Origin of the sequence: Streptomyces sp. NPDC032940 (genome assembly GCF_040636935.1) — a bacterium.
Lineage (GTDB): Bacteria > Actinomycetota > Actinomycetes > Streptomycetales > Streptomycetaceae > Streptomyces.
Genome location: NZ_JBEZVJ010000018.1, coordinates 55,880 through 70,457, shown reverse-complemented (window position 1 = coordinate 70,457; position 14,578 = coordinate 55,880). Strand labels below are relative to the sequence as shown.

Genomic DNA, 14,578 nt, shown 5'->3' with positions numbered 1-14,578 from the left:
CATGGACCACCGCAGGATCCAGGAGATCGAGCTTCCGGGCGGCCGGACGGTTCTCGCGCGCGTGAGCGTGCTCGAACCGGATCAGCTGCCGGGCGGCCCGGACGAGTTCTCGTACGAGGACGTCGGCGCCCTCGACCACATGGCGGCCAAGGTCGACCAGCTGGGCGACCTGGTGCGGGGCGTGGGCTCGGCCGTGCTCGAGGCGGCGCGCACCGTGGCCCCCGACGAGGTGAGCGCCACCTTCGGGGTCGAGCTCGCCGTCAAGCCCGGCAAGGCCGTCGCCCTGCTCGCCGACGGCGAGGCCAAGGCGGCCCTCTCCATCACCCTCACCTGGCGCTCCGACGGCGCGGCGGACGCGGCCCCCGCCGACGGGCAGAGCACGCCGACGGCATGACGGGCAGGCTCGACGCACTGCTCTCCCGTGCCACCGTACGGATAGGCCCGGCGGGCGAACCGGACAGACTGTGGGGCAGCGGCTTCTTCGTGGCACCCGACTGGGTGCTGACCTGCGCCCACGTCCTGGCGCCGGCCGGCGGCCCGGAGCACGCGGCCGACCTGCTCCTCCAGGGACACCAGCGGGTGCGGGCGCGGGCCCGCACGGCGTACTGGCTCGGCGGGGGCACGGACCCGGAGCAGGATCTCGCCCTGCTCCGGGTGACGGACCCCATCGACCACACGTGCGTGCGCCTCACCGACCGCTACGACCCGCCGATCGCCGTCACGGCCCACGGCTGGCGCCCGGTGTCGGCCGGGGCGCCACAGCGGTGGAGCGGCCAGACCGAGTGCAACGGCAGGGACGGGGCGTACGGGCTGACCCTCGCCCCGCACGTGGAGATCCCGCACGGGGCCTCCGGCGGACCGCTGCTCGACCGGGAACGCGGGCTGGTGGCCGGGGTCGTCAAGGCGCGGCGGGCGCAGAAGGACGGCGGTCTCGCCGTCGCCGTGACCGCGTTGCGCGGCTTTCGGCGCGCGGTGCCCGTCGACGGCGAGTCCGCCCTCGGACCCGACCCGTACGCGGCCCTGATCCGGGCCCACGACCTCTGGCACGAGCAGACCGACGGAGCCCTCTCCTGGGTGGACGCCCAGGCCGAGCTGTGCGCGGGCGCCGAACGCCGCTGGGACCCCCGCGACAGCGCCCGGGCCGCCGCGCTGCTCGCCGAGCTGCCCCGCCCGGCCTCACCGGCCCAGCTGCAGACCCTGATCGAACGCGTCCTCGGCGACGAGCCGCTCTGGGAGGACGAGCACGCCCCGCACGACTGGCGCGACGGACACGGCTGGCTCTACGACCACCGGGAGGGCGCCGACGTCGTCTCCCTGCACTATCTGCGCGCCGTCGCCGCCGCCTGCGCGGACCGCGCCCCGGAAGCGGTCGCCGACCTGGAGCGCTGGGTCGAGCGCCGCGCCGCGCGGCTGCCCCGGCATCTGCGCGCCCTGCTGCGCACCGCCGCCCCCGTCCGGCCGCCGGACCACCGCAGGCCGCCGGACCACCCCGCCCACGGCGCCCCGCAGGGCCGGGACCACCCTCCGGTCGCGTCCGGCGGTCCCGACACCGGTCCCCGCGGCCACCGGGCGCCGTGCGCACCGGCGGCCCCCGCCCCGGCCGCGGCGGCCGTCGGCGTCGGGAGGGAGCCGGACGACGAAGGCCCCGTCGTCGCAGTCGAGCTGGAACCCGACCTCTTCCGGCCGCACGACCGCTTCCACTGGCGCATCTGGGCCTGGACCGGGGGAGCGGACACCGTACGCACGGTGGACCAGGACACCGACGGCGAAGGCGCCTCCCTGGCCGAACTCCCGTACCTCCTCAACGAGCCGCTCACCCGCACCTTCGGCAGGCTCGACGGGCACCGCCGGGCCCGGCTGGAACTCGCGCTGCCCGTCGAGCACTTCGGCGTGAACGTCCATCTGTGGCGGCCGGGCCCCGTGGTGAGCAGCCTCAAACCGCACCCCGCCGAACGCCCCTTCGGCGTGCACCGCCAGGTCGTCCTGCGCTGCCTCAAACGCCGCGGCGAGCCCACCGAGATGTGGCGGGAGCGCTGGCACGGCGTCGCGGAGAACGCCCCCAAGGCGCTTGCGGTGCAGTCGGACGCCGCCGCGCGGGCCCTGGCCGAGGCACCGCCGGGCGCGGTCCCGGTGCTGTGCCGGCCGCCGGCCGAGAGCACCACCACGCTCACCCAGGCCCTCGGCGCCGGATACGGCGTCATCCTCTGGCACCTCAGGGCCGAGCACACGCACGGCTGCGGCCCGGACTGCGACCGGCTGCACGAGAAGGCGGCCGAACTGCTCGCCACCACCGGCCGGGCCACCGCCCTGCCCGAGCACCTGCGCGCCCTGCGGGAACGCGTCAGCAACGCCGACCCCCAGGCCTACTGGGCCGAGGACCTCGCCCTCCTCTACGACGACCCGCGCCGCCCGATCCCGCTCTGCGACGACCTGCTGGAGTCCCCGTGACCGAGACCCCCGAGACGGACTGGCACATCTACCGGGGCACCGGTGAGCCGCACGACGGGATCACCCGGCTGCCCCCCGCGCCGCCCTGGCGCGACTTCGACGGCGCGCCCGTCACCGAGGCCGTACCGCCGCTCGGCAGCGAGTCCACCCGGCGGCTCGGCACCCGCGGCGGCCGGCGCATCGCCTGGCGCCCCGAGGACCTGGAACTCGTCAACGCCGCCCTCTACCTGCGCCGCCCGCTGCTGGTGACCGGCGACCCCGGTTCCGGCAAGTCCACGCTCGCCCACGCCATCGCCCACGAACTCGGTCTCGGCCGGGTCCTCCAGTGGCCCGTCGTCAGCCGCACCACCCTCAAGGACGGCCTCTACACCTACGACGCCATCGCCCGGCTCCAGGACACCCAGATGGCCAAGCTGCGCGGCGAGGACCACCGGGACATCGGCGAGTATCTGCGCCTCGGCCCGCTGGGCACCGCCCTGCTGCCGCACGAACGGCCCCGTGTGCTGCTCGTCGACGAACTCGACAAGAGCGACATCGACCTGCCCAACGACCTGCTGAACGCCCTGGAGGAGGGCGAGTTCCGGATCCCCGAGCTCCAACGCATCGCCGGACGGCAGGGCGCGGTGGACGTGCTCACCGACGACGACCGCCACGCCACCGTGCACGACGGGCTGGTCCGCTGCCGGGCCTTCCCCGTCGTGGTGATGACAAGCAACGGCGAGCGGGACTTCCCCGCCCCGCTGCTGCGCCGCTGCCTCCACCTCGACCTGCCCTCCCCGCGCAACGACGAGTGGGGCCGGGCGCGCCTCGGCGCCATGGTCGACGCCCACTTCGGCGGCGCGGACGCCGGCCGCCACGAGGAGCTCATCGACTCCTTCCTCGGTTCCGCCCCCGGCGCCCTGCGCGCCGCCGACCAGCTCCTCAACGCCATCTACCTCACGCAGGAGGCGGTGCGTGACCGCGAACCCGACCGGCAGCGCCTGGCCGACCTGCTGATGCGGCCCCTCGACCACGGCGACCACGGGAGCGGGCGCCGCTGATGGCCGCACCGGACGGGCAGGTGGGCGAACTCGCCGAACGGCTGCGCGCGCTCGGCGCCGAGCCGTCCGCACGCGAGCTCGCCGAGGCGCTGTGGCTGGCCCGGTACGTGAGCCCGGCGGCGATGTCCGCCGGCCGCTCCGGGGACGGCGAGCCGGGCGGCGGGGGCGGCGAGCCGGACTCCCGGCCCCCGCACTCCGCGCCCGGAACGCCGGACACCGCGCCGGCGCCGCTCGACGCCGCACCGACCCGGCTGCACGCCGAACGCCCCGATCCCGACGGCCCCCGGCCGGCCGGGACCGGCCCGGCGGACCCCGACGCCGTCCGCGTCCGGGTGCCGATGGCCACCGCGCTGCCGTACCCGCTCGGCCTCCAGCGGGCGCTGCGCCCCCTCCAGCACTACCGCCCGCCGGTCCGCGCCGCGGCGCTCCACCTCGACGAACAGGCCACCGCGGAGCAGGCCGCCGAGACCCGCCTGCTGCTCCCGGTCCTGCGCGCCACCACCCGGCGCGAGTCCCGGCTGCGGCTGCTCATGGACGTCTCGACCTCGACCGGCGTCTGGGAGACCGCGCTGGACGAACTGCACCGGATCTGCTCCGGCCTGGGCGCCTTCCGGGAAGTGACGGTGCATCACCTCCGCGAGGGCGACGACGGCGAGCTGGTCGCGGCCACCTCCCGGGACGGCGAGCGGGCGCTGCGCGCCGCCGAGCAGCTGCGCGACCCGACGGGACGGCAGCTCACCCTGGTCCTCAGCGACTGCGCCGGACCCCTGTGGCGCTCCGGCCGGATGCAGCGGCTCCTGCACCACTGGGGCAGGGTGGCACCCGTCGCGGTCGTCCAGCCGCTGCCCCAGCGGATGTGGCGGCGCACCCACCTGCCCGCGCTGCCCGGCACCCTGCGCCGCCGGGAGGGCCTCGGCGCCCGTCTGGACTTCGTACCGGCGGACGGCGCGACGGCACCGGCCGGAGCGCTGCCCGTGCCCGTCCTCGCACCGACCCGCACCGCGCTCGGCACCTGGGCACGGCTGCTGTCCGGCTCCACGGGACTGGCGCTGCCCGCCGCCGCGGCCTGGGTCCGTGCCGACCACCCGGCGGCGCCGTCCAGGCCCGCCCGCCCAGGGGCCGACGGCGAGACGGCCGTGCGCGCCTTCCGCCGGACCGCCTCGCGCCCCGCCGTGCACCTGGCCGCCTCCTTCTCGGCGATACCCCTCACCCTTCCCGTGATGCAGCTCGTCCAGCGCGCCATGCAGCCGAGGTCCGGACCCGAGGTGCTGGCCGAGGTCCTGCTCAGCGGCTTGCTGGAGCGCGGCCCGCAGGACGGCTGGTACGCCTTCCGGCCCGGGGTCCGTGAGGCGCTGCTGCGGCACCTCCCGCGGGGCGACGCCCTGCTGGTGCGCAAGCACTGCGGCGAGTACGTCGACCGCCACTTCGGACGCCGGGAGCGCAACTTCCCGGCGCTGGCCCGCACCGGCCCCGGCGACCGGCAGGCCCTGTTGCCGTCGGGCGGCACGGAGCTGCTGGCGGAGGCCTTCGCCGAGGTCTCCGGGCTGGTCGCCGAACGCTTCGGGACCGCCGTACCGCACGACGCCGGCCGGAGCGGGACCGTCGACCTCGTGTACGTCCGGGACGACGAGGCGTGGGGGGCCTGGGCGGCGCGGGTGCTCCTCGCCGCCGGACAGCCGGTGCGGCGCCATGTGCTCGAGACACCCCGGGGGCTGCCGCGGTGGCTGGGGTCGTGGCAGCCCGCTGCACCCGGGGATCGCGCGGCGCTCCTGATCGGCTCCTGGTACGCGGATCTGCCGGGCGACAGCGCCCTGTGGGAGGAGATCGTCACACGCGAGCTGGTGCCCTTCACCCTGATGCGGGTGGCCGCCGACTCATGGGTGGCGGACCTGGGCGTCGTGACCCGGCTGTGGGACACGACCGCCGTCGACGCCGGACGACGTCTGCTGAACGGGCTCGGCGCGGAGCTGTCCGCGGCGTCCGTGTCGGCGGCCGGGAACCTCCCCGTGAGCCGGCTGCGGCTGCGCCACGGGGTGCCCGCCCCCGGGCCCAGCCCGCTGCCGGAGGGCACGCTGCTGCGGCGGCTGGCCGACACCCTGTCCCGCGACCGCCGCGACGCGGTGTGCGTGCTCTCCGGCCCGCCGGGCACGGGCAAGACCGAGGCCGCGGCCGAGTACGCGCGACGGCACCAGGACGCGTACGACATCGTCTGGTGGGTCGGCGAGAGCCAGGGCGGACGGCGGGAACGACTGGCCCGGCTCGGCGTCGAGCTGGGCCTCTCCGCGGAGGGCAGCGTGTTCACCCGGCTGCGGGAGCTGGCGCGCGTCCTGCGGGAGACCGCCCTGCGGTGGCTGATCGTCATCGACGGCTGGGACGACGCGGACGTCCCCGACTACCTGCCGTCCGGCGGGCACGTGCTCATCACCTCCGAGCGGACGGAATGGCCCGCGGGATTCGTCGTCCAGCCGGTGAAGCCGCCGTCCAGCGGCTGGGGCGACGTCCGCCACGAGTACGTCGAGCGGGGCCTGGTCCGGCTGGCCGTGGGCGAGCAGGCCCTCGGCACCGGATTCCTTCTCGCCGACGGGTTCGTGGTCACCGCCGCGGCGGTGCTCGAGAGACTGCCCCCCGGCGCGGACCCGACGGACATCACCGCGACGACCCCGTGGCACCACCGGTACGAACTGCTCTCGACGACGACGGCGGGCTTCCTGACCCTGTGCCGGGTCACCTCCTCGCCCGTGGTCCACACCCTGCGGCTCACCGACCGGCCGGACACCCGGCCGGAGGACGCCCTCGTGTGCGCCGCGCTGGGGGAGGGCCGCGCCCTGTCGTCGGCCGGCTGGTCGGTGCGGTCCGAGGGCGCGCCCGGCGGGACGCTGATGCGGCTGACGGGGGAGCCCCTGGCGCCGGAATGCGTCGGCGGCCCCGTCCTGAGCCGCCACGACGGTGCCGTCGTCGGCGTCGTCGTCTCGAACGTGACGGACGACGGGCACGCGGGAGTGGCCGTCCGCATCGAGACCCTGCGGAACCTGCGCCCGCACGCCGGCGACGGAGGGGGGTGGCACGGCCTGGTCGCCACCCACGACCGGGACCAGGCCAGGATCCGGCACCGTGTGGCGCCACCGGTCTCCGAGAAGACGGTGCTCTACGCGATCCTGGCCCGGCTGGAACCCCCCTCGGACCCCGACGTGGTCGTACGGCTGCTGCCGCGGGACGACGTGCCCGCGCCGGACCACCCGCCCCACAGCTGGCGCGACGGCGCCGGGCACCTGTACGCCCTCGCCTCCGAGGCGGACGTGGTGCTGTACGCCCTGTGGATCCTGGTGTACCTCGGCAACAGGTCGCCCGCCTTCTTCTCGTCGTCCGAGCGGACCGACCTGCGGGCCTGGATCGAACGCATGGCGCCGGTGACCCTCTCCTCGGAACAGCAGCGCTATGTGGCGCGCACGCTCGAACGCGAGGACGTCCCGACGGGCTGCCGCATCACGCTCGACATCACGCCCGGCGACGAAGGCCACTTCTGGAGGCTGCGTGCCGTCCAGGACGGCAGCCCGCTGCACCAGGCCACCGGGAGCGCCCAGCTGCTCGCGGAGGGAGCTCCGGCACTGGGACTGGAACGGGCCCTGAAGGCAGCGGTGGACGCCGCGGACACCAGCCGGCGCAGACCCACCGTCGAGTACCGGCTGCCGGAGGACCTGCTCTGGGACGTCGCCGTGGAGTCCTGGACGCCCGCCCTCGCACTGCGGGCCGAGTGCAACGTGTTCGTGCGCGGCCCGGGCCCCCGCCGTGTCTCCCACCAGTCCCAGGGACCGGAACGCTGGGACGCGGTGCGCAGCGGGTCGCTGCGGGCGCTGCGCGCCCCCTCGGCCAGACCGCCGAGGCCCCGGCCGCCCGATGTTCCCGCCCTGCTCAGGGACGCACCGGCCGAGGCCGTTCCGCTCTGGTGCCGCCACGCCGCACTCGGCAAGGAAGCCCTCGACCGGGCCCGGTCGCTCGGCTATCCGCTCATGGTGTGGAGCCGCGCCGAGCACCACCAGGACTGTGCCGCGGCCCACCGTGCGGTGGAGCTGGAACTCACCAGGTCCACCAGCGTCAAGGAGTTCCTCGCCCGCATGCGGGGCCTGTGGATCCGGCAGGTCTTCAGCCCCCGCGGCGGCGGCTGGGTCAAGCACCTCACCGTGTACTACGACCCGCCCGAGGAGGGCCTCGACGGCGTCCTCCGCCCATGACGAAGGGCCCGGCCCCTGGAATTCACCGGGGGACCGGGCCCTTCACATCAGACCGTCGGAGGATCAGGCCGTCGGAGGATCAGGCCCTCCGGGGACAGGCCGTCCGGGGCCTCAGGCCTCGAACACCTCGCGCACCAGCTGCTCCTGCTCGGCCTGGTGCCGCTTCGCGGAACCGACGGCCGGGGACGAGCTGTGCGGACGCGAGATGCGGCGCAGGCGCTCGCCGTGCGGGACGTCGGCGCCGACCGCCAGGTCCAGGTGGTCGATCAGGTTGAGCGCGATGAACGGCCAGGCACCCTGGTTCGCCGGCTCCTCCTGGGCCCACAGGTACTTCTCGGCGTTCGGGTACTTGGCGATCTCCGCCTGGAGCTCCGCACCCGGCAGCGGGTACAGGCGCTCGATGCGGATGATGGCCGTGTCCGTGACACCGCGCTTCTTCCGCTCGGCGTCGAGGTCGTAGTAGACCTTGCCGGCGGTGAAGACGACCTTCTTGACCGCGGCCGGGTCGACCGAGTCGTCGCCGATGACCGGACGGAAGCCGCCCGTGGTGAACTCCTCCGCCTTCGACGCCGCGGCCTTCAGGCGCAGCATCGACTTCGGGGTGAAGACGACCAGCGGCTTGTGGTGCGGGTTGTGCACCTGCCACCGCAGGAGGTGGAAGTAGTTCGCCGGGGAGGTCGGCATCGCGACCGTCATGTTGTTCTGCGCGCACAGCTGGAGGAAGCGCTCCGGGCGGGCCGAGGAGTGGTCCGGGCCCTGGCCCTCGTAGCCGTGGGGGAGGAGCAGGACCACACCGGAGGTCTGGTTCCACTTCTGCTCCGCCGACGAGATGAACTCGTCCACGACCGTCTGCGCGCCGTTGACGAAGTCGCCGAACTGCGCCTCCCACAGCACGAGCGCGTCGGGCCGGGCCAGCGAGTAGCCGTACTCGAAGCCCATCGCCGCGTACTCGGACAGCAGGGAGTTGTAGACGTTGTACCGGGCCTGCTCGTCGGCCAGGTACAGCAGCGGCGTGAACTCGTCACCGGTCTCGCGGTCGATGATGACCGCGTGCCGCTGGCCGAAGGTGCCGCGCTGCGAGTCCTGGCCGGCCAGGCGCACCGGCACGCCCTCCAGCAGGAGGGAGCCGACGGCGAGGGTCTCGCCCATGCCCCAGTCGATCGTGCCGTCCTCGACCATCGCCGCCCGGCGCTGCAGCTGCGGCAGCAGACGCGGGTGGACCGTGATGTGGTCGGGGATGTTGACCTGCGACTCGGCGATCCGCTTGACGACCTCGGCGGTGACCGCCGTGTTCACGGAGACCGGGAACTCGGCCTGCGGGTCGGTGGGCTCGGCGGCCGCGGGCTGCGAGGTGGCCTCGCGGACCTCGGTGAAGACCTTCTCCAGCTGGCCCTGGTAGTCCTGGAGCGCCTGCTCGGCCTCTTCCAGGGTGATGTCGCCACGGCCGATCAGCGACTCGGTGTACAGCTTGCGCACCGAGCGCTTGCGGTCGATCAGGTCGTACATCAGCGGCTGGGTGAAGGCCGGGTTGTCGGACTCGTTGTGACCGCGGCGGCGGTAGCAGATGAGGTCGATCACCACGTCCTTGTTGAACGCCTGGCGGAACTCGAAGGCGAGCCGCGCGACGCGCACGACGGCCTCCGGGTCGTCGCCGTTCACGTGGAAGATCGGGGCCTCGATCATGCGGGCCACGTCCGTCGCGTACATGGAGGAACGCGAGGACTCCGGGGCCGCGGTGAAGCCGACCTGGTTGTTGATGACGATGTGGACCGTGCCGCCGGTGCGGTAGCCCCGCAGCTGCGACATGTTCAGGGTCTCGGCCACCACGCCCTGGCCCGCGAAGGCCGCGTCGCCGTGGATCGCCACCGGCAGGACGGTGAAGTCCGTGCCGCCCTTGTTGATGATGTCCTGCTTGGCGCGCGCGACGCCCTCCAGGACCGGGTCCACCGCCTCCAGGTGCGAGGGGTTGGCCACCAGCGAGACGCGGATCTGGTCGCCGTCCAGACCGGTGAAGGTGCCCTCGGCGCCCAGGTGGTACTTCACGTCGCCGGAGCCGTGCATCGACTTCGGGTCGAGGTTGCCCTCGAACTCGCGGAAGATCTGCGCGTACGACTTGCCGACCACGTTGGCCAGCACGTTGAGCCGGCCGCGGTGCGCCATGCCGATGACGACCTCGTCGAGGCGGGACTCGGCGGCCGAGTCCAGCACGGCGTCCAGCAGCGGGATGACGGACTCGCCGCCCTCCAGGGAGAACCGCTTCTGGCCGACGTACTTGGTCTGCAGGAAGGTCTCGAAGGCCTCCGCCGCGTTCAGCCGGCGAAGGATGCGCAGCTGCTCCTCGCGCTCCAGCTTGGAGTGGGCGCGCTCCACGCGGTCCTGGATCCACTTGCGCTGCTTGGGGTCCTGGATGTGCATGAACTCGATGCCGGTGGTGCGGCAGTACGAGTCGCGCAGCACGCCGAGGATGTCGCGCAGCTTCATCATCGACTTGCCGGCGAAGCCGCCGACGGCGAACTCGCGCTCCAGGTCCCACAGGGTGAGCCCGTGCTCGGTGATGTCCAGGTCGGGGTGCTTGCGCTGCTGGTACTCCAGCGGGTCGGTGTCGGCCATGACGTGGCCGCGGACCCGGTAGGAGTGGATCAGCTCGAAGACGCGGGCGGCCTTGGTGACGTCGTCGTCGTGCGAGGCGTCGATGTCCTTGAGCCAGCGGACCGGCTCGTAGGGGATGCGCAGCGCCTCGAAGATCTCGTCGTAGAAGCCGTTCTCGCCGAGGAGCAGGTTGGCGACCTGGCGCAGGAACTCGCCGGAGGCGGCGCCCTGGATGACCCGGTGGTCGTAGGTCGACGTGAGCGTCATGACCTTCGAGATGCCGAGCTTGTTCAGGGTGTCCTGGCTGGTGCCCTGGAACTCCGCCGGGTAGTCCATGGAGCCGACGCCCATGATCACCGACTGGCCGGGCATCAGGCGCGGCACGGAGTGCACGGTGCCGAGGCCGCCCGGGTTGGTCAGGGAGACCGTGACGCCGGTGAAGTCGTCCATCGTCAGCTTGCCGTCGCGGGCGCGGCGGACGATGTCCTCGTAGGCCTGCCAGAACTCGAAGAAGTTCAGCGTCTCGGCCTTCTTGATCGCCGCGACGACCAGCTGGCGGTCGCCGTTGGGCTTGACCAGGTCGATGGCGAGGCCGAGGTTGACGTGCGGCGGCTTGATCAGCGTCGGCTTGCCGTCCTTCTCGCCGAACGCGTGGTTCATCGCCGGCATGGCCTTGATGGCCTGCACCATCGCGTAGCCGATCAGGTGCGTGAAGGAGATCTTCCCGCCCCGGGCGCGCTTGAGGTGGTTGTTGATGACGATGCGGTTGTCGAACAGCAGCTTCACCGGGACGGCGCGCACGGACGTGGCCGTGGGCAGCTCCAGGGAGGCGTTCATGTTCTTGGCGACCGCGGCGGACGGGCCGCGCAGCGTCACGAACTCCGGGCCCTCGGGAGCCGAGGTGGCGGGCTCGGCCTTCGGCTGCGGCTTCGCGGCCTGCTTGGCGGCGGGCTTCGCGGCCGGGGCCGCGGCGGCCGGCTTCGCGGGGGCCGCGGCGGGCTGGGGAGCCGCCGGGGCCTGGGCCGGGGCGGGCTGCGCGGGAGCGGCCGGGGCGGGAGCCTGCGCCTGGGGCGCCGGGGCGGCCTGCGGAGCGCTCGTCGCGGAGCCGGACGCGGCCTGGGCGGCGGCCGCCCCGGGCTTGTAGTCGGCGAAGAAGTCCCACCAGGCTCGGTCCACGGAATTCGGGTCCTGGAGGTACTGCTGATAGATCTCGTCGACGAGCCATTCGTTGGCACCGAACGCGGCCGCGGGGTTCTTGCCCGCTTGGTCGGTGTCGGTCGAGATGCTCGAGTTACTGGGGGACTGTGGCGACACGGCGAGAACCGCCCTCTTCCGCTTCACAAGGTGGTGGACAGCGGGAATCAAGGCTACGCCTCCCCGGACCGGAAGGTCAGGCCGGGCCCGTTCAACGTCGCGTAAGTCACATTGCAGACCGTGTTTCGGCGCTGGAAATGGCGGGAAACAAGCGAGGTTCTGTTGCGCTTGGGAAGGGGAGACCGCGGCCCCGGGCGAGGAATTCGCGGGCCTGTGCCTGATCACACGTGTCCGCCAGCGAGAACGCCTGCGGATCTTGGTGCTCCGGTTCGAACCCTACGTCAACTCGACGCCGGGGGCAGGCCCGGAAGAGTGATGAGAATGCGGCAGCCCCGCTCGGATTCGGCCACACCGATCCGGCCGCCGTGCAGATCGACCGCCCAGCGGGCGATCGCCAGGCCGAGGCCGGTGCCGCCGTCGCTGCCGGGGCCGTGGGGCCGGGACACCGAACCCCGGTTGAAGCGCTCGAACACCCGTCGCCACTCCGAGCGCGGAATGCCGGGACCCTCGTCCATGACCTCCAGCTCGAGGGACTCCGGCTGCGTCCCGCGCCGCGCCCTGACCGTCACCCGGCCGTGCGGCGGGCTGTGCTTGACGGCGTTGTCGATGAGATTCGCCACCACCTGGTGAATGCGCTCGGGGTCGGCGTGCGCGGTCAGGTCGGACGGGAACACGTCGAGGGCCAGATGCACGTCGGTGCGCGTGTGGCTGCCGGACCCGGAGGCGATGCCCGCCCGCGCCGAGGCGACCATGTTGGCCTCCTTCAGCACACCCGACAGATACGGCCACACCTCGAAGCGCCGTTTGCGCAGCGGCACGACGCCGTTGTCCAGGCGGGACAGGTCGAGGAGCGTCTCCACCAGCCGGCCGAGCCGCTCCGTCTGCCGCAGTGCCGTGCGCATGGTCTCCGGGTCGGCCTCGGTGACGCCGTCGACGATGTTCTCCAGCACCGCGCGCAGGCCCGCGATGGGGGTGCGCAGCTCGTGCGAGACGTTCGCCACCAGCTCCTTGCGCTGGAGGTCCTGCGCCTCCAGGTCGTCGGCCATGCGGTTGATCGTGACGGCCAGGTCGCCCAGCTCGTCGCGCCGGTTCTCGCGCACCCGGCGCGTGTAGTCGCCGTGCGAGATGGACCGGGCCACGGCGTTCATCTCGTCCAGCGGCGCCGTCAGCGAGTGCGCCACGAACTGCGTGATCAGCAGCGTGGCGATCATCGAGAAGACCGTGATGAAGCGCAGCTCCGTCTTGGTGTGCACCGCGATCACCGACAGACCGGTGGTGATCAGCACGGACGTGACGACCAGCGCGCCCAGCTTGGTCTTGATCGAGAACGGGCGTACGCCGCCCCAGGGCTCCCCGGTGCTCCGGGGGCCGGGGCTCCTCCGTGCGGCCTCCCGTCCCGAACTCATGGCGTGGGCGTCTCCAGCGCGTAGCCCACGCCGTGCACGGTGCGGATGCGTTCGGCCCCGATCTTGCGGCGCAGCGCCTTGATGTGGCTGTCGACGGTCCGGGTGCCGGAGGCGTCCGCCCAGTCCCACACCTCGGCCAGCAGCTGCTCCCGGGAGAGCACCGCGCGCGGGGTGTTCGCCAGGCACACCAGCAGGTCGAACTCGGTGGGCGTCAGGTGGACGTCCTCGCTGCGCACCCGTACCCGGCGCTGTGCGTGGTCGATCTCCAGCTCGCCGAGGCGCAGGATGCCGCTGCGCGGCGTCGAGGCGGCCACGACGGCCCGCTCCACCCGGCGCAGCAGCACGTGCACGCGCGCGGCCAGCTCGCGCATCGAGAACGGCTTGGTCATGTAGTCGTCGGCGCCCACGCCGAGGCCGACCAGCATGTCGGTCTCGTCGTCGCGCGCGGTGAGCATCAGCACCGGCACCGGTCGCTGGGCCTGCACGCGCCGGCAGACCTCGAGGCCGTCGAAGCCCGGCAGCATGATGTCGAGGATCAGCAGGTCGGGCTGCCAGGCCTCGGCCGTGTCGACGGCGGACGGGCCGTCGCCCGCCGTTTGCACCAGGAATCCCTCGGCGCGCAGGCGGGTCGCGATGGCGTCCACGATCGTCTGGTCGTCCTCGACCACCAGCACCCGGCGCTGTGCGCCCTGGGTGGCCGTCGCCGTGCCGTTGTGGGAGGTCTGTGTCTGCTCCATCGCCCGCCCCTGAGGTGTGCTTTCCGGAATCCGTGGGGTGATCCCATGACTGCGCTTGACGCTTGAATGATCCGCGTCAGGGCAGCAGCGTACGGGGAGGCACCGCGCCTTTGCTATCCAGGCCCGATGCCGAGGTGGACGACGTCCGGAACGCCCCGGGCAACGGGGATCTCTTCGGTACGCACCTGTTGGAACCCGGCATTACGCAAGGTTTCTTCGAATTCCGGAGAGGGCTGCGCGGACCATACGGCGAGCACCCCGCCGGGGGTCAACGCCCGTGCGCAGCCCGCCAGTCCGGCCGGTGAGTACAGCCCGCCGTTGCCCTCGGTGACGGTCCAGTCGGGTCCGTTGTCGATGTCCAGGCACAGCGCGTCGTACGTGGCGGATGTCTCATTGACGTGCTCCACCAGATCCGCCTCGACGATCTCCGTGCGCGGGTCGGCCAGCGCCCCGGCGGACAGCTCGGCCAGCGGCCCGGCGCGGTGCCAGTCGACGACGGCGCGTTCGCGTTCCACGACCGTGATCCGGCCCCAGCGGGGGTCGGCGGCCGCGTGGGCCAGCGAGAAGCCGACGCCGAGCCCGCCGATGAGGACGTGCGGCGCCGGACGGCCGTCGAGCGCCTCGGCCGCCGCGTCCACGAGCCGGCGCTCCGAGCGCCCGTCGGAGGTGTCCATCAGGAAGCAGCCGTTCGCGATGATCTGGAGCAGCGCCCCGTGCCGGCGCAGGACGACCTCGCCGTACGGGCCCTCGCGACGGTCCAGAACTTCCGGGGTGTCGTGGGAGTCGTAAGAGGTGATGGGCATCGCCCCATCCTG

8 protein-coding genes are annotated in these 14,578 nt (G+C 73.3%); 4 read left to right on the top strand and 4 right to left on the bottom strand.

Going from position 1 to position 14,578, the window contains the following annotated elements:
* Nucleotide 1 precedes the first annotated feature (1 nt).
* The 4 genes from AB0E77_RS21675 to AB0E77_RS21660 are packed head-to-tail and all read left to right on the top strand — an operon-like array spanning nt 2 to nt 7,717.
* Nucleotides 2-394 carry a CU044_2847 family protein gene (locus AB0E77_RS21675; protein ID WP_361573073.1) on the top strand — a complete coding sequence of 131 codons (393 nt, stop codon included), beginning with the start codon at nt 2-4 and terminating at the stop codon, nt 392-394.
* Nucleotides 391-2,448: a trypsin-like peptidase domain-containing protein gene (locus AB0E77_RS21670; RefSeq protein WP_361573071.1), complete on the top strand. Its 2,058-nt coding sequence runs from the start codon at nt 391-393 to the stop codon at nt 2,446-2,448. The genes AB0E77_RS21675 and AB0E77_RS21670 overlap by 4 nt, the downstream gene beginning before the upstream one ends.
* Nucleotides 2,445-3,488, top strand: coding sequence for a MoxR family ATPase (locus tag AB0E77_RS21665; protein WP_361573069.1), 1,044 nt, complete (start codon nt 2,445-2,447; stop codon nt 3,486-3,488). Before AB0E77_RS21670 ends, AB0E77_RS21665 begins: the two co-directional genes overlap by 4 nt.
* On the top strand, nt 3,488-7,717 hold the full coding sequence (locus AB0E77_RS21660; RefSeq protein WP_361573067.1) for an SAV_2336 N-terminal domain-related protein: 4,230 nt from the start codon (nt 3,488-3,490) through the stop codon (nt 7,715-7,717). The genes AB0E77_RS21665 and AB0E77_RS21660 overlap by 1 nt, the downstream gene beginning before the upstream one ends.
* A 111-nt stretch (nt 7,718-7,828) precedes the next feature.
* On the opposite strand, the gene AB0E77_RS21655 is transcribed toward AB0E77_RS21660, so the two are convergent.
* The 4 genes from AB0E77_RS21655 to AB0E77_RS21640 all read right to left on the bottom strand — a co-directional run bounded on the left by AB0E77_RS21655 (nt 7,829) and on the right by AB0E77_RS21640 (nt 14,566).
* On the bottom strand, nt 7,829-11,620 hold the full coding sequence (locus AB0E77_RS21655; protein ID WP_361573065.1) for a multifunctional oxoglutarate decarboxylase/oxoglutarate dehydrogenase thiamine pyrophosphate-binding subunit/dihydrolipoyllysine-residue succinyltransferase subunit: 3,792 nt from the start codon (nt 11,618-11,620) through the stop codon (nt 7,829-7,831).
* 281 nt (nt 11,621-11,901) lie between these two features.
* Nucleotides 11,902-13,026: an ATP-binding protein gene (locus AB0E77_RS21650; RefSeq protein ID WP_361573063.1), complete on the bottom strand. Its 1,125-nt coding sequence runs from the start codon at nt 13,024-13,026 to the stop codon at nt 11,902-11,904.
* The gene (locus AB0E77_RS21645; protein ID WP_217167633.1) at nt 13,023-13,763 is read right to left on the bottom strand and encodes a response regulator transcription factor; all 741 of its coding nucleotides are present in this window, start codon (nt 13,761-13,763) and stop codon (nt 13,023-13,025) included. The genes AB0E77_RS21650 and AB0E77_RS21645 overlap by 4 nt, the downstream gene beginning before the upstream one ends.
* Nucleotides 13,764-13,876: 113 nt before the next feature.
* Entirely contained in the window at nt 13,877-14,566 is a 690-nt protein-coding gene (locus AB0E77_RS21640; protein WP_361573061.1) for a spermidine synthase, read from the bottom strand.
* Between the last annotated feature and the right edge of the window lie 12 nt (nt 14,567-14,578).